This window comes from Psychrobacter celer, assembly GCF_016107555.1.
Lineage (GTDB): Bacteria > Pseudomonadota > Gammaproteobacteria > Pseudomonadales > Moraxellaceae > Psychrobacter > Psychrobacter celer.
On record NZ_JABASU010000017.1, the window covers coordinates 1 to 19,274 of the forward strand.

The 19,274-nt window shown below is 48.3% G+C and carries 15 protein-coding genes; 6 read left to right on the plus strand and 9 right to left on the minus strand.

Annotation, left to right across the window (positions count from 1 at the left end; genetic code table 11):
* Positions 1-194 precede the first annotated feature (194 nt).
* Both JFC05_RS08685 and JFC05_RS08690 read right to left on the minus strand, forming a co-directional pair.
* Positions 195-1,802: an inorganic phosphate transporter gene (locus JFC05_RS08685; protein ID WP_192995131.1), complete on the minus strand. Its 1,608-nt coding sequence runs from the start codon at positions 1,800-1,802 to the stop codon at positions 195-197.
* Positions 1,803-2,237: 435 nt separating this feature from the next.
* The gene (locus tag JFC05_RS08690) at positions 2,238-3,893 is read right to left on the minus strand and encodes an ATPase (RefSeq protein ID WP_198336593.1); all 1,656 of its coding nucleotides are present in this window, start codon (positions 3,891-3,893) and stop codon (positions 2,238-2,240) included.
* 517 nt (positions 3,894-4,410) lie between these two features.
* Between JFC05_RS08690 and JFC05_RS08695 the strand changes: the two genes are divergently transcribed.
* From JFC05_RS08695 to JFC05_RS08715, 5 genes are all read left to right on the plus strand, one after another.
* Positions 4,411-5,124: a DUF8198 family protein gene (locus tag JFC05_RS08695; protein WP_198336594.1), complete on the plus strand. Its 714-nt coding sequence runs from the start codon at positions 4,411-4,413 to the stop codon at positions 5,122-5,124.
* A 74-nt stretch (positions 5,125-5,198) separates the two neighbouring features.
* Positions 5,199-6,272: a bifunctional demethylmenaquinone methyltransferase/2-methoxy-6-polyprenyl-1,4-benzoquinol methylase UbiE gene (gene ubiE, locus JFC05_RS08700; RefSeq protein ID WP_198336629.1), complete on the plus strand. Its 1,074-nt coding sequence runs from the start codon at positions 5,199-5,201 to the stop codon at positions 6,270-6,272.
* A gap of 185 nt (positions 6,273-6,457) precedes the next feature.
* A complete protein-coding gene (locus JFC05_RS08705; RefSeq protein ID WP_198336595.1) occupies positions 6,458-7,162 on the plus strand; it encodes a ubiquinone biosynthesis accessory factor UbiJ in 705 nt (234 codons plus the stop codon).
* A gap of 83 nt (positions 7,163-7,245) precedes the next feature.
* Positions 7,246-8,898 carry an ABC1 kinase family protein gene (locus JFC05_RS08710; RefSeq protein WP_198336596.1) on the plus strand — a complete coding sequence of 551 codons (1,653 nt, stop codon included), beginning with the start codon at positions 7,246-7,248 and terminating at the stop codon, positions 8,896-8,898.
* Between the two features lie 278 nt (positions 8,899-9,176).
* On the plus strand, positions 9,177-10,613 hold the full coding sequence (locus JFC05_RS08715) for an FAD-binding oxidoreductase (RefSeq protein ID WP_198336597.1): 1,437 nt from the start codon (positions 9,177-9,179) through the stop codon (positions 10,611-10,613).
* Positions 10,614-10,782: 169 nt separating this feature from the next.
* Here the strand turns inward: JFC05_RS08715 and ruvB are convergent, their stop codons facing one another.
* The 5 genes from ruvB to JFC05_RS08740 all read right to left on the minus strand — a co-directional run bounded on the left by ruvB (position 10,783) and on the right by JFC05_RS08740 (position 16,146).
* Positions 10,783-11,763 carry a Holliday junction branch migration DNA helicase RuvB gene (gene ruvB, locus JFC05_RS08720; protein ID WP_198336630.1) on the minus strand — a complete coding sequence of 327 codons (981 nt, stop codon included), beginning with the start codon at positions 11,761-11,763 and terminating at the stop codon, positions 10,783-10,785.
* Between the two features lie 178 nt (positions 11,764-11,941).
* Positions 11,942-12,562, minus strand: coding sequence for a Holliday junction branch migration protein RuvA (gene ruvA, locus JFC05_RS08725; RefSeq protein ID WP_198336631.1), 621 nt, complete (start codon positions 12,560-12,562; stop codon positions 11,942-11,944).
* Positions 12,563-12,760: 198 nt separating this feature from the next.
* Complete coding sequence (gene fba, locus JFC05_RS08730) at positions 12,761-13,798, minus strand: class II fructose-bisphosphate aldolase (RefSeq protein WP_198336598.1); 1,038 nt, start codon at positions 13,796-13,798, stop codon at positions 12,761-12,763.
* Between the two features lie 501 nt (positions 13,799-14,299).
* Positions 14,300-14,686 carry a hypothetical protein gene (locus JFC05_RS08735; protein ID WP_075100663.1) on the minus strand — a complete coding sequence of 129 codons (387 nt, stop codon included), beginning with the start codon at positions 14,684-14,686 and terminating at the stop codon, positions 14,300-14,302.
* A gap of 257 nt (positions 14,687-14,943) precedes the next feature.
* Positions 14,944-16,146: a phosphoglycerate kinase gene (locus JFC05_RS08740; protein ID WP_198336599.1), complete on the minus strand. Its 1,203-nt coding sequence runs from the start codon at positions 16,144-16,146 to the stop codon at positions 14,944-14,946.
* A gap of 458 nt (positions 16,147-16,604) precedes the next feature.
* Here JFC05_RS08740 and JFC05_RS08745 point away from each other — a divergent pair, with 458 nt between their 5' ends.
* On the plus strand, positions 16,605-16,934 hold the full coding sequence (locus JFC05_RS08745; RefSeq protein ID WP_075100661.1) for a TraR/DksA family transcriptional regulator: 330 nt from the start codon (positions 16,605-16,607) through the stop codon (positions 16,932-16,934).
* Positions 16,935-17,039: 105 nt separating this feature from the next.
* Here JFC05_RS08745 and JFC05_RS08750 read toward each other — a convergent pair whose 3' ends face one another.
* Positions 17,040-17,720 (minus strand): thiamine phosphate synthase, encoded by a 681-nt coding sequence (locus JFC05_RS08750; RefSeq protein WP_198336600.1) that lies wholly within the window; start codon positions 17,718-17,720, stop codon positions 17,040-17,042.
* 170 nt (positions 17,721-17,890) lie between these two features.
* Positions 17,891-18,979, minus strand: coding sequence for a serine hydrolase (locus JFC05_RS08755; RefSeq protein WP_198336601.1), 1,089 nt, complete (start codon positions 18,977-18,979; stop codon positions 17,891-17,893).
* Between the last annotated feature and the right edge of the window lie 295 nt (positions 18,980-19,274).

The window sequence follows — 19,274 nt, forward strand, 5'->3', positions numbered from 1 at the left end:
TCGCCATACTGGGCGACAATGACTGACGCCTGATATCCACGCCCTAGAAGGATGTGGTTTTACGGCGTTAGATGATAAAAAAAACGCTTATCGGCATTAGGCTGATAAGCGTTTTTTATGAGAGTGTGCTCGTGTACAACACTGGCCACCTATCTGCAAGCGTATCTTTGCATGATGGTTGCCGCTTTTGTTGGTTAAAAGATATTTATCAGAACCACATAGCTTATCGCAGACATCGTAGCGGCAGCTGGTAAAGTGACAACCCACGCCAGACCAATTGGCTTCATCAGCGCCCAATTGGTGTCTCTGTTGACAATACCAATCCCCAATACCGCACCGACCAACGTATGCGTACTCGATACTGGCAGACCCATGGTCGAGGCACCCATCACGACGGCAGCGGCGGCCAACTCTGCCGAAAAGCCAGAAGCTGGATGCATTTTTGCCAAATTGGTACCGACGGTTTGAATGACTTCTTTACCAATAAACCAAAGACCGACGATCAGCGCCACCCCAAACGTCAACATCACCGCTGGTGGCACTGCCGCTTGTGAGGCAATCTCATTGGTACGGATGACATCCATAATGGCCGCAAACGGGCCGACGGCGTTGGCAATGTCGTTTGAACCATGACTAAAGGCAAAAGCGGACGCCGTAAATACTTGCATCCAGCTAAACATAATAAAGGTCGCTTTGGTCAAATCCTCTTTATGCTTACCGCGGATACTTTTGGTATAGATAAAGGTGGCCAACCAGACCAAGGCGGCAATCATGCCCATGATCAAAAAACCTTGTAGCGTCGTCAGGCTATTATTGACGTTTTTAAGACCTTTAAACACCACCAAAGACGTCATAATCGCGCCGCCAAGCGCGGCAATCATCGGCACCCATTGCTTGAGTGCTTTTAGCGTATCTAGACTGCTACGCTCATTTTCGATCTCATAAAGCTTTTTGTAATAGTCCGTTTCTAAATCTTCGACGACACAATCATCATCTTTGTAGATTTCTTGGTCGCGCAGCATCGCTGAGGTATAAGCCAGCTGCTCCGACTCGGTCAGACGCTCCAGATACTCTTTATGGTTTTGTTTTAAGACTTTTTTACTGGCTTTTAATTCACCAATATGAGCCTCGGTTCTATCATTATACTCGATGATGTTTTTCTTGATTTGACCGTACAATATATAGGCCAAGATACCGCCCAATAGAGGCGATAACACCCATGAAATGGCAATGGTGCCAACCGTGCCCCAATCGACTGTCGAGAGTGCCGTCGCGCTGCCACCCAAATCAAAGCCCAACACGATAGAGCTACCAACCACCCCGCCGATGATAGAGTGCGTGGTCGATACTGGCAGGCCTTTGCGCGTGGCAAACAACAGCCAAAATGCGGCCGCAACCAGAGCTGAGAGCATGACGTAAATGAACTGGTTGGGCGTGACGGTCAGACCATCTAAGTCTACGATGCCTTTGCGGATGGTGTCCGTCACTTCCCCGCCTGCCAGCACTGCGCCGGATACTTCAAATATCGCGGCAACCCCGAGTGCTTGCGGGATAGTCAACGTCCCTGCGCCCACCGAGGTGCCAAAGGAGTTGGCAACATCATTACCACCGATATTAAATGCCATAAAGACACCAAAAGCGGTGGCGACAATAAATAGCGTCGTTTGTTGACGCATTGTGTAATCTAGACCCCACCATAAAAAGTAGGCGGTCATCGCAATCAGTAAAATGGCAAAAAATAGATTTATTCTCATAGAGCCGACTGATTTGGCGGGCCCTGTAGAGCTGCTGCTAATACCCATACGTTGATACGTCCTGCGTAAGCTGATTGAAATTATATGCGATTAAAGACAAGCGTGCCGAAGGTAAAACCCTTAATGCAACATGTCACAAAGCCGCAAGGGGTATTGCTCAATCGTCTGATTACAGCATCTTGCGGCTTAGATCTTTTGTGATGATAATGTTAGTACTTGATAACTGCTAATTATGATAAGCGTTGTCAGAGCTGTGATGGTCGGTGTATTACCAAAGGCACCAATACAGGTCACAAGACTCTATTTGCTACGTTTTGTTGGGTGTAGCAAGAAACGTTACGCGCCTATTATATTCAATATAAGCACATAATGCATGATGATATTACAAGATTTGTAACTGCCCATAGCTTTGTAACTGCTCATGGTTAGGGCAGCTGATACCATGTTTACCTGCACCATTATACGCTTATTTACGCCATACGCCTATAGTGACGATAGTTGTTCGATGGCATGATCCAAGACTTGCAGGCGCGCTTGGCGCTTTTCGTTGGTGGCAATGATGCACCATGGTGCCTTGTCTGTGTCTGTCCGTGCCAGCATATCAGCAGCCGCCTGTACATACCTCTCCCACTTATCGCGATTGCGCCAATCATCCTCCGTCAGCTTATACTGCTTGTGCGGTGTCTGCTGGCGTGCCTCAAAGCGCTGTAGCTGCTCTTTTTTGTCGATGGCCAGCCAGTACTTTATCACCAGCGTGCCTGCATCAGCTAGGTCGGCCTCAAAACGGTTGATTTCGTCATAGGCACGCTGCCATGCCGACGCGTCAGCAAAACCTTCGATACGCTCAACCAACACTCGCCCGTACCAAGTCCGATCAAAGATAGCAATACGGCTGATGCGGTCAGTGTGCTCGTTGGGCAGTTTATGCCAAAAGCGCCACAAATAAGGATGCTGCAGCTCATGAAGCATCGGTGCCCCGATATTATAAATCTGATACTCGCGCGGATCGAGCGGCGCCACCAGCCTTTTGATCGCCCCGCCCTTGCCAGCGGCATCCATGCCTTCAAAAGCAAAGACGACATGCCGACCGTTGCGCGCACGCAGTAGCGCAGCCAAACGCGCTTGCTTGGCCGCCAGCGCCTCTTTATAGTCAGACTTGTCTATTTTTGTGCTAGGGATATCTTGTAGCTGATTGGGAATGGCGACTGGCACGAAGGGGCTGGGATGAGACTTTGCCTTAGTGTCATCCTTAGTGTCATCCTTCGTCTTGCTACTTGCCAGCGCTTCTTGCATGGCGTGCAGCACCTCATGACAAAAATGATCGGCGGCAGCAGACTTGTCCTCCCCATCGATGATGACCCAGTCTGGTTGTTGTCTAAGCAGCGCGGTGGCCACCTCATTGAAGGTATCGACTACTTGTCTGTCGTGCCAGTCCATTTGATACAAAAACTGTGGGTCTTCTGTTTTGTCCGTCAGGCGTTTTTGCAACGTATCGACATCGACATGAAACCAGCACTTAAGCAGTCGTGTTTGGTTGGCCGCCAAATCCTGCTCAAAGGCAGTTAGTTTCGCCAGCTGCTGCTGTAGGTAGTCTTGCCACTTGGTCGTCATACGAGACATCAAAGATGACGGCGCATCGTCTTGTTTGTTTTGACTCTTTGTCCCAGCGGCTGTTTCGGTAGTGTCTTTTACGCAAGTCATACGCATGACGTCATACAGCAGGTCAGCATACCAATTCCCAAAATACACCATCACGTCACCGTGACGTGGCAACACGTTGGTATGCGTTTGCCAAATCGGCTGATAGTCCAGTGGGCAGTCGCCAACGGTCGCCTCGACTTTTAGTAGCCGCGGATCTACCCAGCCTCTTAACTGCTTGACTGCTGTGCCTTTACCAGCTTGCTCCATCCCGTTGACCAGTACCAGCAGTCCTGTGGCTTTGTCATGGGTAGGCGGGCTTTGTTGCCGCGTTGCTCGCAGGGCGTATTGCGCCGTGACCAATGCCAGTCGCAGGGCATCTTTGTCCATAGAAAACTGGCTGAGCGGATTGGGTTTGAGACGCTGGCTGATGACTTGTTTATCAGCTGGCGTGCGTCCATCTGGTGCACTCTGCTCTGCGGCATGGTTGTTTTTTGACATCGCATCCTCCGTCCTAGTTGGCTTTTCATAAGCTCATCTAATGCTGATTCATTGCATCAATCTTGCAAAATTTTGAGCCATTTTTATACTAGCACTCAGCCAATAGACTAAATAACGTTGCTATGTAACCATTTGGGTAACAGTTTGGCATTTGTATTCTGTTTTGTTTTCTTTTAAGGTGAACACTTTTTACGATACGTCCGTTTGCTACAGGCTGTCATTTAGAGATACGTAAGATATAGCTGCGTCTAAATAAATCAGATACATGGCTATAAAGCCGCTTTATAAAAAGTTGCACGTTGATATGAGCGTATCGATTTTATAGCGAATTGACCGTACTGCTTGTTGACCTTGGTCTTTATAATGGCGGTATTTTCATACGGTTTTTAAAATCTTTATAGCGTTTTAAAAATTATTTTGCGCACAAAACCATTAAAATATGTCACTGACAGACAGGTAACACCACGCCATTTATCACCACTTTGATAATATTATTGATTTTATAGGATTGATTGCCATGGCCGCTTTAGCCAACTTACAACAACACTTGACCCGCTTTTGGGCGCTGCCCTACCATCAAGACGATGCCCTAAACAATAAACTAAAAGACGTACAGTCATGGCAGCAAACGCGCATCAAACACACGCACCATGAGCTGTTTTCTCAGCCCAAAAACCAACTGATGGCTGAGTATTTTTTGACCCAGCTATATGGCGGCGATGAGTTTAAGCTACTGGCCAAACAGTTGGAGCGCATTTTACCCAAAGCGCAAAAGCTTGAGCGCTTGGCAAAAGAGTCGGCACTGGAGGCTGGCAGTATGGGCATTCAAGCGGCGATTTTGGCGATTGAGCTGGATTTGCATTTGGCGCAGTGGTTACTGACCCAAGAGTTGCCAGTAACCGAAGACAATATGCTGGCCGCCTATCGTGCTGTCGATGAAGCAGAAGCACGCCGCGTCCAAATCGCCAACCTCAAAGACGTCTGTTATCGCACAGACAAGCATTTGAACTCATTTATGCTCAAAAAAGCCTTTGCCTTAGCCAAAGGCACCGCCTATCGCTATAATTTTCAGCCACTGTATGATTTCATTGACACAGGCTTTCAGGCCATGAAACCACTCAAAAGCGTCAGTCATTTTATCGAGCCATTTTGCCAGCAGGAGCTTTTGATTATCGAGCAAGTGCATGCCGCGGATAATGACGGTAAGCCAATGCGGTTTGGTGTATCATAGACTGATAGTGTAGATTGGCTAATACCAACACGCCCTACCAAGAAAGTCATAACAATAACGAATAGGACACAATGATGACAGACAACACCAACCGCGCCGCTAACACCCACGAGCCATCCAAGCAGGCCGAGCTGCAAGACAGTCTCGTCAAAGAAAGCATCCGTCATAATCAAGACATCACAGCGCAAGCACAAGCGCGGCAGACAGACGCTCAGCGCAGCCAGCACCATGACTTTACCCAAGTTCAAGACTTACCCACCGGAACCCCACAAGGTCAACAAACTACTATGCCTAATACGATCAATGACAGTGCCGACCCTAGCGCTGCGCAAGCACAAACTGCCAAGCAGACGCTATTTAATCAGCGCGATGACATCAACAACCCGCACACGCCTGAAACCGATGGCAATGAGCAGACACACTTTGGCTATAAGACAGTCAATAAAGCAGAAAAACAAGCACGTGTGGCTGATGTCTTTACTTCTGTTGCCAAAAAATATGACATCATGAACGACCTTATGTCATTTGGTATCCATCGTCTATGGAAGCGTTACGCGATTAGCTTATCAGGCGTGCGTGCCGGTCAGCAGGTACTCGATATCGCTGGCGGCACCGGCGACTTGGCCAAAGTGTTTAGCCGCGAAGTGGGTCGCAACGGCCATGTGGTACTATCAGACATCAACGCGGCCATGCTAGAGGTCGGCCGTGAGCGCCTGATCAATGCAGGCTGCAACAACGTAGACTTTGTATTGGCCAACGCTGAAACACTGGCACCGTTTGATGATGAAAGCTTTGATTTGGTGACCATCAGCTTTGGTCTACGCAATGTCACAGACAAAGACGCAGCGCTGCGAGCCATGTACCGCGTACTAAAGCCAGGTGGTCGCTTGTTGATTTTGGAGTTCTCAAAGCCCGTCTTTGAGCCACTGTCTAAAGCCTATGATCTGTATTCATTTACAGCGCTACCGATGATGGGCAAGCTGATCGCCAATGATTCTGAAAGTTACCAGTATTTGGCAGAGTCGATTCGTATGCATCCTGATCAGCAAACGCTAAAGCAAATGATGCAACAAGCTGGCTTTGAAAACTGTGATTATCACAATCTCACCGCCGGTATCGTCGCGGTGCATCGCGGTTTTAAGGCGTAATATTGCTTAGTATTTAGTATTTAGCACTTAGTATTTAGCGTTTCGTAAGTAGTGCTTAATGCTGCGTCTTTTGTACTGCATGATGGGATAACGATGGTGACTATTGAGCCGCCACACTCTGTAGTCGTTGATTATTATAAACTTAGCGCTGTTGTTAGGCGCTTCACCAAACACGCGAGAGCCTTATGCTGACTGTTTTACTTTTGGCTGGTGCCGAAAAGCTGATTAACCTTGCTATCGCTAGCGATGACATTACCAAAGCAGGATTGGCCCCGCTTGCTGGTAAAGTATTGCGGCTAGAGATGGCCGTGCCTGAGATTCATCTAGACGTGCTGTTTAGCAATGAGCGTTTGCGCTTTGAGCCTGTGACCACGGACAGTGTGTTTGAGCCAAGCGGCACTATGGATGAGCGGCAAAAAGCCAGTAGGCAGCGCGCGCGTATCGGTCACAGCCGACCAGATTGCACCATCACAGTCGACAATCCTGCCCAACTGCTCAACCTGATGCGCGGCACCGACGGCAACCTGCCTATCGCAGGCGACTATAAGGTACTCATGCAGCTAAAACAGCTGGTCGCAGGGTTTGACCCTGACGTGGCAGGACATCTGGAGCCTTTCATCGGCAAGCCCATGGCCAGCCAATTACACCTGCTCATCTCTCAGCTAAAAAGCAGCTGGCGACATAGTGCCAAACGCGCATTTGATGACGTCAGCGATTGGGCCAATGATGTGGCAGGCAATGCCGCACCTGACCCCGCTGAGGTGGCAGAGGTCAATGACCTCAGGCAGCAGCTCCTCAAGCTACGTGCTGATGTGGCACGCGAAGAAGCGAGACTTGCAGCCATCAAAGAAGAGCAGTCACGTTTTCTTAACAACTCGTTTCATCAGTAACTGGTCTGGGGCGTGTTGAATATTTAACAAACCCTAAGCACCGCGCTACCCTATTTTTGATTTTTTTAGAGTGCTTATTTCTCATGCTACTATCTCACCGCGCCCGTTTATTTGAGCTTTGGCGTATCGCCGCCACTTATCGTATCGATACGCACCTGTCTTTAGAAGAGATGCCGCAGCTACAGCCTATCGCGCGCTTGATTCGTCTGCACCCTGCCGCGTGGGGCAAAAAACATCAGCCCAACGCCATCAAGTACGCCCTAGAAGACATGGGCACGCTGTTTTTAAAACTTGGCCAGTTACTCTCTACGCGCCGTGATTTGGTGCCACCCGAGATCATCGAGCAGTTGGTGCAGTTACAAGACAAAGTCAAACCCTTCGACGCTGACGTTGCCATTGCTCAGATTCAGCACTCAAAACACGGCCTCGGTCAACCAATCAACACATTGTTTGCCCGCTTTGATGTCAAGCCACTAGCGGCGGCATCTATCGCCCAAGTACACACCGCGGCCTTGCATGATGGTCGTGAAGTGGTGGTAAAGGTGGTGCGGCCTGATATTCGCGCCACTATCGTCTCTGACTTTGAGCTACTGCGCGAGCTGGCCGGCTGGGCATCGGCGCGTATCGAAGCGGCACGCGCGGTACATATCATCGATATCGTCGAAGACTACCGCCAAGTGATGCTCAATGAGCTGGACCTGACCTTGGAGGCGGACAATACCACGCAGATGCGCAATAACTTCTTAGGCTCGGCACTCATGTATGTGCCTGAAGTTTATGATGCCGCCAAAAACGTCATGGTCATGGAGCGCATCCAAGGCGTTCCTATCTCGCAGGTTGAGGTATTTGATAAGCTGGGTTATGACCGTGCAACACTGGCAAAAAAAGGCTTAACGATATTTTTTACCCAAGTATTTCGCGATAACTTTTTTCATGCTGATATGCATCCGGGTAATGTCTTCGTTGAGACGCCACCTGTCAAGGATTTATACGATGATACGGCAAAGCTTGGCCATGAGCCGCGCTATATCGGCCTTGATTGTGCCATCATGGGTACGCTATCAAGAGACGATCAGCTGGTGGTGGCGCGGATGCTGCTGGCGGTGATGAATAACAACTTCACGGCCGTGGTAGATATTGTCAGCCGTGCAGGCTGGATACCACCTAACGCCGACAAGCATGCACTCATGCGTGACATGAAACGCACCGTCGGTCCGATGCTACAAAAATCCATTAACGACATCGATTTTGCTGGAGTATTGATGCAGATTTTGGATATTGCTCGTCGTCATCATATGAGTATTCCGCCACAGTTAATGCTACTGCTCAAAACCTTGGTACATGTCGAGGGACTGGGGCGCGACCTATATCCTGAGCTTGATATTTGGTCGCTTGCCAAGCCCATCCTTAGCGGCTGGATCAAAGAGCAGCTCGACCCTGTACGCAACTTACAACAGCTGCGCCAACAGTTGCCAGAGCTGTTATTATCGACCACGGATATCCCAAAACTACTCGATCAAGGCTTACAGAGCCTTGCCACTCAAGGGTCGCGACAAGACAGTCAGCTCAGAGAAATACAGCAAATCCGAGCGGATATGCTCAATGACCGTCGCCGCGACTGGCTGGCACTCTCAGGCTTTGTTATCTTTATTGCGATTGCCACGCAAGTCGGCTGGTTTGCGCCTGTCTTTTATCTATTGGCCATCGTCGTGGTTGTTTGGCGAGTACTGGCCTAATTGCTCTTTTAGCGCTCGTTATGCCATTGGCGTATGTTGTTTTAGGGCGTTTCCTCATTTTAAAAATGGCGATAAAAATGAGATAAATTGCCGCCAAACAAGGAAAATAGCGCGGATAATATCGAGATATTCGTCAGCTATTTGAACACGTTTGGCCAGATTTAGCCATTTTTAACCCATTTGGATAGCTATCGATTGACTTGAGGACACGCCCTAGTCTACGTCCAAAAAAATAAAAACACATGCTGTCTAACAAATCATATATGTAGGAGTCATCCATGTCTGCCCTATCCGCCTTACCCGCATCCGAGCCACACGATAGCATTACGCCCGATCACAGTGCGGCCATAGCTGCGCTACAGATACGCTTTGGCAAACAGCTGAGTGTCAATAAAGCGGTACGCGAGCAGCATGGTCATACCATGACATGGCTTGCCAACCAGCCACCTGATGCGGTGTTGACCGTGCAGGATAAACATGAGGTCGCCGCGGCTGTCGAGATTTGCAACCAGTATCAGATGCCAGTGATTGCTTTTGGTATAGGCTCATCCTTAGAAGGACAGCTAAACGCGCCTTTTGGCGGGCTATGTATCGATATGCATGCGATGGATGCAATCTTACAAGTCAATAATGAAGATCTGACCGTGACCGTACAGCCTGGCGTCACACGCGAGCAGCTCAATCATTACCTTCGCGATACGGGGCTATTTTTTCCGATAGACCCAGGCGCTAATGCCAGTATCGGTGGCATGGTGGCCACTCGCGCCTCTGGCACCAACGCTGTGCGCTACGGCACCATGAAAGATGTGGTGCTCGCTCTAGAAGTCGTGACTGCCAACGGGGAGATCATACGTACAGGCACACGCGCCAAAAAGTCGGCCGCTGGATACGATCTAACACGGCTTATGATCGGCTCAGAAGGCACGCTAGGCATTGTCACCGAAGTCACGCTCAAGCTGTTTGGTATTAGCGAATGTATTGCTAGTGGCATCTGTCACTTCCCAACGATTGAGGACGCTTGTCAGGCGGTGATGCTTACCATCCAGATGTGCTTGCCAGTTGCCCGTATTGAGCTACTCGATGCCATGCAAATCAAAGCCTGTAATCAATATGCCAATCTAGACCTGACTGAGACGCCAACTTTGTTTGTAGAGTTTCATGGCACGGACGCGGGCGTGGCTGAGCAAGCAACCATCTTTACGGACATCATCGAAGAGTTTGGCGGTAGCGATTTTGCGTGGGACACGGACGAGGCCGAACGTAAGCGTCTGTGGCAAGCGCGGCACAATGCCTATCATGCCAGCTCTGCCCTACGGCCTGAAGCCAGCGCTTTATCGACCGATGCCTGTGTGCCTATTTCGCGCTTGGCAGAGTGCGTCAGCGCCACGGCAAAAGACATCGAGGCATCAGGAATGATTGGCCCTATCGTCGGACATGTGGGTGATGGCAACTTTCATGTTTTATTATTGGTCGATACCGATAACCCTGAGGAAATCGCTACTGCCGATGGCATCATTAGCCGCCTTGCCATGCGCGCCATCGAGATGGATGGTACGTGTACAGGTGAGCATGGTATTGGTCAAGGCAAGCAAAAATACATGCAACAAGAGCATGGTAATGCCTTAGTATTGATGCAAGCCATCAAATCAGCGCTCGACCCCAACAACATCCTAAACCCTGGAAAAATATGGCCAAAAACCATGGTCGCAGATTAACAGCTTACGCCGACCTATAGGCCATCCGATATGACAATTTTTCATTGAGCGGCTTGATAGCGACGTCTCTGATTTAAACGAAGAAGCGCCGCCTTTTAATCAACCAAAAGGCGGCGCTTTTTGTATAAAGGTGTTTTAGCCAGTTTTATATCATCTCACATGACATAGCCTATAACATTTGGTCAATGGCCATCTGCGTCAATACGCGACCACGAGCCGTACGTAATACGTAACCTTGCTGAATTAAATACGGCTCGATAACATCTTCAAGCGTGCCGCGATCCTCTGCCATCGCCGCCGCTACCGCCTCAACCCCTGCTGGCCCTCCATCAAAGCGCTCTTGCAATATCTCGATATAGCGCCTGTCTAAATGGTCAAGACCGCGCCTATCGACCGCCAGCATATCCAGCGCACTGCCTGCTATCACGCCATTGATACGGCCATCGCCTTTGACCTCGGCATAATCACGTACACGGCGCAACAAACGGTTGGCAATCCTTGGGGTGCCGCGTGCACGGCGCGCAATCTCGACCGCACCGTCTTCACTCATCGGCACGCGCATCAAGCGCGCCGCGCGTGTCACAATGGTAGTCAGATCTGCGATATTATAAAACTCTAACCGCTGAACGATACCAAAACGATCTCGCAGTGGTGAAGTCAAAAGCCCTGCACGCGTGGTCGCTGCCACCAACGTAAATGGCGGCAGGTCCAGCTTGATAGACCGCGCCGCTGGCCCTTCACCAATCATAATATCCAGCTGAAAATCTTCCATCGCAGGATAGAGTATCTCTTCGATGACAGAGCTTAACCGATGAATCTCATCGATAAACAGCACATCACCTTCCTCTAAGTTGGTCAACATAGCAGCCAAATCACCAGGTCGCTCAAGTACAGGCCCCGAGGTTGAACGCAGGTTACCACCCATCTCACGCGCGATGATATTGGCCAGAGTCGTCTTACCTAGCCCTGGTGGCCCAAAGATAAGCGTATGATCCAACGCTTCATCACGGCCGCGCGCCGCCCCGATAAATACTTCCATCTGCTCACGCACGACAGGCTGGCCAATATACTCTGCCAGTAGTGCTGGGCGAATATTGGTATCAGGCGCATCACTGGCGCCCTCTAGCGGATTAATTAAACGATCTTGCATCATAGTTTTATCATTATATTAAAAAAGTGAAATCATACAAAACATCATAAAGCACCGGCGCACGAAAGCACAGACGTAAACAAAAATAAGCGACAATCGATGTCGCTTATCTCAGGTCGCCTATGTCAGTTCGCTGTAAAGCGCATTCGGCATACCCTAATTAATAATAAAAACTGCCTTAAAAGCCTGACAACTGCTGCAAAGTCGCTTTTAGTAAACTTTGCGTATCAGCAAACGTATCTCCACTACGCTTAGCCGCTTTAATCGCTTGCTGCGCTTCTTTTTCTTTGTAGCCTAGGCTGATAAGTGCGCCCTCGACCTCAGCGATGATGCTGCCTTCGTGAGAGGTTGTGGTTACCTGCGTTGGTAGCTCTAACAAATCATTGTCGACTTCGATATTTTTTAGCTTATCTTTAAGCTCGATTAATAAACGCTGCGCGGTTTTTTTGCCAATCCCTGGGATACGTGTCAATGCACTCTCTGACTCTTGCTCGACATGCATCTTAAGCTCAGCGGCCGACATAGCAGACAGCATCGCTAACGCCATTTTTGCCCCCACGCCATTGATTTTGATAAGCTGACGAAACACTTCACGCTCTTTGCGATCGATAAACCCATAAAGCAGCTGCGCGTCTTCGCGCACATGCAAATGCGTCCAGATGCGAGCCTGCTGATCGAGCTGTAACTGACAAAATGACGGCAATGGTAGCTCGATATCATACCCCACGCCAGATGCGGTCAAAATACATGCCGTTGGTGCCATCAGGTACGCGACCTGCCCTGTAATCAGTCCAATCATCATCCATTACCTATCATTATAAAAAATAAACCGCGCCATACTCTACGCTTACTACTCAATATTTTGGTTTAAAAACGCCTATGTAAAAACGTACACATAAGTCTCTTGCGCTTACACCCAGCCATTTAGAGCAAAAAGGCGTTTGCATATCGATATGACAAACGCCTTCTTTGATAAGCTCAGCCCTACTTGTCAGGCTTAGTTATAAAAATCAACCATACCTTCAAGACTGATTGGGCGAATCTTGTGCGCTTGACCAGCAGAACCAAAGGCCTCAAAGCGGTTGGTACAGATGTCAGACATCGCGACCATAGAGGCTTTGAAATATTTACGTGGATCAAACTCACTTGGGTTTTCTACCAAAAACTGGCGGATAGCGCCTGTGGAAGCCAACCGCAAATCAGTATCGATGTTTACTTTACGCACACCGTGTTTGATGGCCTCGACGATTTGCTCAACGGGCACGCCGTATGTCTCACCGATATTACCGCCATTTTCGTTGATGACTTTGAGCCACTCTTGCGGCACAGAAGACGAGCCATGCATGACCAAATGCGTGTTTGGGATACGGGCATGAATCTCTTTGACGCGCTCGATAGATAGGATATCGCCTGTCGGTGGACGTGTAAACTTATAAGCACCGTGACTGGTACCAATCGCAATGGCGAGTGCATCGACATTGGTATCTTTGACAAACTGCTCAGCTTCGTCCGCACTGGTCAATAGCTGCTCATGGTCCAATACGCCCTCTGCTCCTGAGCCATCTTCTTCGCCCGCCATGCCAGTCTCAAGGCTACCCAAACAGCCAATCTCACCTTCGACAGAAACGCCGCACGCATGCGCCATCTTGACCACTTCGCGTGTGACGCTAGCGTTATAATCGTAATCCATTGGGGTTTTGCCGTCCTCACCCAGTGAGCCGTCCATCATCACCGATGAAAAACCAAGCTGAATAGAGCGTTGGCAAATGGCAGGCGACATGCCATGGTCTTGGTGCATTACTACAGGAATGTGTGGCCATTCTTCTATAGCAGCGATAATCAGATGACGCAAAAACGCTGAGCCTGCATATTTGCGAGCGCCAGCACTGGCTTGGACGATGACCGGTGAGTCGCAGGCGTCGGCCGCCATCATGATTGCACGCATCTGCTCTAAGTTATTGACATTAAAAGCAGGCACCCCGTAATTATGCTCGGCGGCGTGATCTAGAAGTTGACGTAAGGATATTAAGGCCATAAAACGCTCTCTGATTAAAATTTTGGATAGTATGTAAAATAGCTTTTGAAATGATAGCAGCAACATAGCGCTGCCTATATGACTCGCCCAAAGCTGTACACCCAATGATGTCAAAACTGCCCGTCTGGCAAAACCATTGGCAACTGGCAATAATAGACGCTCATTATCGTGCGCCGATTATAGCAAAAATTGCCTTGTCTTCGTAGCGGTTGCCTGACTATTTATTTTGTGACAGATTGACTATAAAGAAATGCTTGTAGTGTTTCGCCATCACCATACAAAAAGCCTTGGCAATCGCCAAGGCTTTTTTAGTATTTTGAGGGCTTATAAAGCAGCTGTTTTATGAGACAATCATTATAGGGTAGTCATAAAAACTGCTTATTTAGCGAGCTGTATATCAATCTATCAGTAGTCAAACAGTGATAAAAAAGGTTTAAATCGGCCAAACGATGCTTATTTACTAAGCGACTAGTTTTGTCAAGGTACTGATTATTGAACCTATTAGTACTGCTGCTCAGCATCAACTGCGACATCATTTGCGCCGTCAGCCACTGCATTTGCGCCATCAGCTACCGCTTCGGCAGTGTTTGCTACTGCTTTGTTGGTACCATCAGCGATTGCATCACCTGTATTTTCTAGAGCGTCTGTCGCAGCCGCGCCAGCAGTTTCAGCACTTTCGGCGACTTCAGTGCCAGCATTTTGGGCAGCAACTTCTGCTTCTGCAGCAGCAGCTTCTGTCTCTACAGCGGCGGCTTCAGTGTTGGCCGCAACATCATCACCGGCAGACTCAACAGCAGCTTCAGTGTTTTCTTCTGTTTGTTGGCTACACGCAGTGATAGCAAAAGTACCAGCAAGTACGCTAGCAAGTAACAAATGACGTTTTAACATAATAAACCTCTCGTAAATAAAGCATGTCAAAATACATGGTTGCGCTATTTTATAGAGTGCAAATAAGACATGCAATAATAATTTTCAGTGTATAAACAAATAAATACGACTTAATAATAATCGGCGGCCATCAATGCCGAAGTCTATCATACAGAGTACTATATTGATGGCCGTCCTCTTATTTCCACAGCCTACCTTAGATGATTCATCATGGCTGTACATCTAGTGTTACCAACGTACTAAGTAACGTTAAAGGTTTACGCGTCTATTTGCAGAGCAGCAACTGCAGGCAGCACCTTACCTTCGACAAATTCTAAGAAAGCGCCGCCACCTGTAGACATATAACTGACGCCATCCGCCACTTGATATTTATCAATGGCAGCTAGCGTATCACCGCCGCCTGCGATAGAAAACCCAGCACTATCTTTGACCGCTGCGGCCAATATTTGCGTACCCTGCCCAAAAGCATCCACTTCAAACACTCCAACTGGACCATTCCATAAAATGGTCTTAGCATTGATAATAGCCTCAGCCAAGCGCTCAGCGCTTTTTGGCGCGATGTCCAATATCATGTCGTTGTCGCCGATGGCATCGACCGACTTAATGGTCGCAGTGGCTTGTTGTAATGAGCCAGTAAAGTCGGCAAAGTCGATATCGTCTTTATCGGCCACCACCACAAACTCAGGCAATAAAATCTCAGTTTTGCTCATAATATCGCGAGCGCTATCGATCAAATCCGCTTCATACAATGATGCACCAACGCTATGACCTTGCGCCGCCAAAAATGTATTGGCAATACCGCCACCAACGATGATTTGGCTACATACCTCAGCTAAGCTATGCAACACTTCAAGCTTGGTCGATACCTTTGAGCCACCCACGATAGCCAGCATCGGCTGAGCTGGTGTCTCTAACGCCAAACTTAGCGCATCAAGCTCTGCTGCCAACAACGGCCCTGCGCAGACCTTTTTGCCTGCTTGGTGCATGGCTTGAGTGACGCCCTCTGTCGATGCCTGCGCGCGATGCGCGGTACCAAAGGCATCCATCACAAACACATCGCACAAATCTGCGTATTTTTTTGCCAAAGCAGCTTCGTTTTTCTTCTCGCCTTTGTTAAAACGGACGTTTTCTAGTAGCACCACTTCACCTGCTTTGATAGACACGCCTTGAGTCAGATAGTCAGTGTCTAACCGCACAGGCGCAGCCAGTTTGTCGCTAAGATAATCAGCGACCGGTGCCAATGAATAAATGGCTTCAGGGCTGCCTTCGGTTGGCCGCCCAAGATGTGAGCAGACAATCACAGCCGCACCTTTTTCTAGCGCCATCTTAATGGTAGGTAAGCTTGCTTGTAGGCGCGCATCACTGCTGACTTTGCCATCTTTGATTGGCACATTTAAGTCTTCTCGAATCAATACAACCTTGTCCGTTAAGCTCAGCTCACTCATACGCAAAAAATTCATTAACTGCTCCTCTACATCATCTATTGTTAATCTACAGTGGACTGCTCGATAAGTCCTAATACCACATATTTATGGTCAATCCTAAATAAAACTGACACCATCGATACGATGCCGCACTATGCCGCCTGAGTGGTAGCGCTCAAGTCGATCAAAAACACTCTAGTAAGAATTTGTGGCGGTGTATTCTAGCAGTTTTCTGCCACGCTCTCCTATCAAAGCGTGGATTAAATATTACTCAGCAGACAATCACACAAAACCGGCTCGACAAACTGATGATAAAAATCAGCATTTTATAAAACCAGTAACATTTCGTGGTGGCACTCATGGATTGCGCTGTTTATGATAAATCTACACTATGATGACCTTAGGCTAGACCAGAATAAACGCGGGCTCTGCCAAACACAGGCGCTAGCCTAACTGTTGAGTGAATAATAACAACAACCTACTAGGAGAAAACCATGAGTATCGATCTAAAAACAGCAAAACAAAACCTATTAAAACTCAAAGAAGAGTACGAAACTCGCATCGACAAAATCGAAGAACATATCCAAAACCCACAGGACGACCTCAATGAGCACTGGGAAGACCAAGCCATCTCCTACCGTCAAAACGACATGCGAAAAAACCTCATGGCTGAGGCGCGTCAAAGTCTAATTTATGTAGAAAACGCGCTAAGCCGTATCGAAAACGGTAGTTATGGAGAGTGCGAAGTATGCGGCGAGCCAATCGAAGAGCAGCGCCTAGAAGCCCTGCCCTATGCTACGTTATGTATGCAACACGCCAAATAGCGAATGGCTTTTGACTTATCCTTGTGACTTATTTCGTCTTGTGGCTTATTTATATAGTTAACCTACTTTAGGACGATTTTATATTGAGTTGACGATACTTGGTCATCAGGCCTTTATGTCACCGGCAGCGGCATGCCACTTTGCAAACGCTTGCTGCCACTGCTGACAACGAGGTGCTATCTGCGCAACAGGCAAATCCATAATATCTCCAACGACAGCCACATATTTGATGGGCAAACCTGCCAGCGCGCCGACATTCTCAGCACTTAACCCGCCTATCACGCAGATATCGATGCCTTGCTGGCAGCCTTCTTTTAGCTGCTGGTACGAGATGATATCAGCTTTGGGCTTGGTCGTAGAAGCAAAAACAGCACCCATGGCCGCATAGTCTGCGCCTTGCTGCTTGGCTTCTTTGACCAGCGCCACTTGTCCATGACATGTACGACCGATAATCTGATCCGGACTTATTTGGCGCTTGGCATCGACCATCTTGCCATCTTGCTGACCTAGGTGTACCCCGACACCGAGCTTGGCCGCCAGCGCACTATCATCATTGACCACGACTGGTACCTGATATCTTCGTGCCAGCTCGACAATTTGCTTGGCTTCTGCCAACAGTGTTGCCGCACCATCTGGCAATGCCGCTGTTTTTTTACGGCGTACTTGCAGCAGACCGACCAGCCCTGTTGCCAGCGCGGCCTCTAGCTTTTGATAGAGTCGCTCAAACTCATCGTCGTTCGTCAGTAAATAAAGCTGAGGTACGACAGCCGATTGCAAGTGATTCATACCACGAGTATCCTTTTTGATATAAAAAAGGCCGTTATATGATATAACAGCCCTTTGAATTATTTTACCTGTCTATTTTTACTCTATATACGTGCGTATATGTGTTTGTATACTGACATCAGTGCCATCCGCACTTATACAGTAATCTGCACTTACATGGTACTCCGCACTTATACAGTACGACGCGTGGCCAAGCTGTTTAAGATATTTTTGGCATCGCCCCAGCGCGTGGCTGAGCTGTTTGCGCCCAAAATAACAATAATGGCTGGGCGGTTATTGACCCGCGTTTCCATGACCACACAGCGCCCCGCTTCATTGATAAAGCCGGTCTTTGAGATACCAATAGGATAGCCACCCTCACGTACTAAGCTGCTGGTATTGTTGGCTTTATATGTACGGTTGCCGCGAGAGTAATTTGATACAAAGAAATCATAGCTTTTGGTGGTGGAGAAGCGGCGAATCACATCGTAATTACCCGCAGCGCGTACCATCTTGACCAAATCCTTTGATGAGGCCACATTGCGCTTGTCAAGACCCGTTGGATCACCAAAAAAGGCAGTCGTCATACCCAAGTCTTGCGCTTTACGGTTCATCGCTCGCATAAAGGCACTATATCCACCTGGATAGTTACGCGCCAGACTCTTTGCGGCTGGGTTTTCTGACTTCATCAAGGCCATGAGTAGCATTTCGGCACGGTTGAGACGATCTCCTACTTTTAGACGAGAGCTTGCGCGTTTGGGGCCGACGAAGTCTTCTGCGTCTAAGATAATCTCTTCACGCATATCCAGACCGGCATCTAGTACCACCATCGCGGTCATGATCTTGGTGATACTGGCCATTGGACGGGCAATATCCGCGTCTTTTTCGTAGATAGACTCGCCTGTTTCAGCATCGATTACAGCTACACTACGCGAGTCTGTACTGATCGGAATCATATCACTACTGCCAAAGGCGCCGCGATAGGTGGTGTTGTAGCGATTGCTACTGGTATAGCTATTATTGCTGCTGCCAAAGCTGTTGGTATTGGTGATATTGGTGGTGCCATAACCGGTATCGACTTTCTTGATAGCAGAGCCTGTCGATTTGTACATAATCTTACGGGCTTCAGACAAGCTATCGGCACCGCCCCAGCTGATACGCGCGCTAGATTCTGTATCAGCGCTACCATTAATCGTAAGTGCAGCTTGTGCCACACCACCCAAACTCAGTGAAATCATGGCAGCGATCAGTTGCTGTTTGGTTAATGGTAATTGCTTCATTGTGCCTCCTGCTGTCGCTATCACCCCAGATACATACGATCTGACGCCAAAAACGTTCATAGTGTTTATGAATAGGTTTGTAAGTACTCGTATAGAGTTTTTGTATTTTTAGTGTATCATGGTTTGCTTTTAAGTTTAATGTATCAAGCTGATTTAATGGTTTATTTTGTCCCAATTCAAATTTTGCTACAACCACTTTATATTATAGAAACATTGGTTCACATTTCAGCAATATATCTTAACCCAAAGCATGGCAACTATTCAAAATTTGATATATTAAACAACAATATCCACA

What these genes read in the sequence shown, in the direction of transcription:
- JFC05_RS08685 (WP_192995131.1), bottom strand. Translation starts at nt 1,802, where the DNA reads ATGGGTATTAGCAGCAGCTCTACAGGGCCCGCCAAATCAGTCGGCTCT.
- JFC05_RS08690 (WP_198336593.1), bottom strand. Translation starts at nt 3,893, where the DNA reads ATGTCAAAAAACAACCATGCCGCAGAGCAGAGTGCACCAGATGGACGC.
- JFC05_RS08695 (WP_198336594.1), top strand. Translation starts at nt 4,411, where the DNA reads ATGGCCGCTTTAGCCAACTTACAACAACACTTGACCCGCTTTTGGGCG.
- ubiE (WP_198336629.1), top strand. Translation starts at nt 5,199, where the DNA reads ATGACAGACAACACCAACCGCGCCGCTAACACCCACGAGCCATCCAAG.
- JFC05_RS08705 (WP_198336595.1), top strand. Translation starts at nt 6,458, where the DNA reads ATGCTGACTGTTTTACTTTTGGCTGGTGCCGAAAAGCTGATTAACCTT.
- JFC05_RS08710 (WP_198336596.1), top strand. Translation starts at nt 7,246, where the DNA reads ATGCTACTATCTCACCGCGCCCGTTTATTTGAGCTTTGGCGTATCGCC.
- JFC05_RS08715 (WP_198336597.1), top strand. Translation starts at nt 9,177, where the DNA reads ATGTCTGCCCTATCCGCCTTACCCGCATCCGAGCCACACGATAGCATT.
- ruvB (WP_198336630.1), bottom strand. Translation starts at nt 11,763, where the DNA reads ATGCAAGATCGTTTAATTAATCCGCTAGAGGGCGCCAGTGATGCGCCT.
- ruvA (WP_198336631.1), bottom strand. Translation starts at nt 12,562, where the DNA reads ATGATTGGACTGATTACAGGGCAGGTCGCGTACCTGATGGCACCAACG.
- fba (WP_198336598.1), bottom strand. Translation starts at nt 13,798, where the DNA reads ATGGCCTTAATATCCTTACGTCAACTTCTAGATCACGCCGCCGAGCAT.
- JFC05_RS08735 (WP_075100663.1), bottom strand. Translation starts at nt 14,686, where the DNA reads ATGTTAAAACGTCATTTGTTACTTGCTAGCGTACTTGCTGGTACTTTT.
- JFC05_RS08740 (WP_198336599.1), bottom strand. Translation starts at nt 16,146, where the DNA reads ATGAATTTTTTGCGTATGAGTGAGCTGAGCTTAACGGACAAGGTTGTA.
- JFC05_RS08745 (WP_075100661.1), top strand. Translation starts at nt 16,605, where the DNA reads ATGAGTATCGATCTAAAAACAGCAAAACAAAACCTATTAAAACTCAAA.
- JFC05_RS08750 (WP_198336600.1), bottom strand. Translation starts at nt 17,720, where the DNA reads ATGAATCACTTGCAATCGGCTGTCGTACCTCAGCTTTATTTACTGACG.
- JFC05_RS08755 (WP_198336601.1), bottom strand. Translation starts at nt 18,979, where the DNA reads ATGAAGCAATTACCATTAACCAAACAGCAACTGATCGCTGCCATGATT.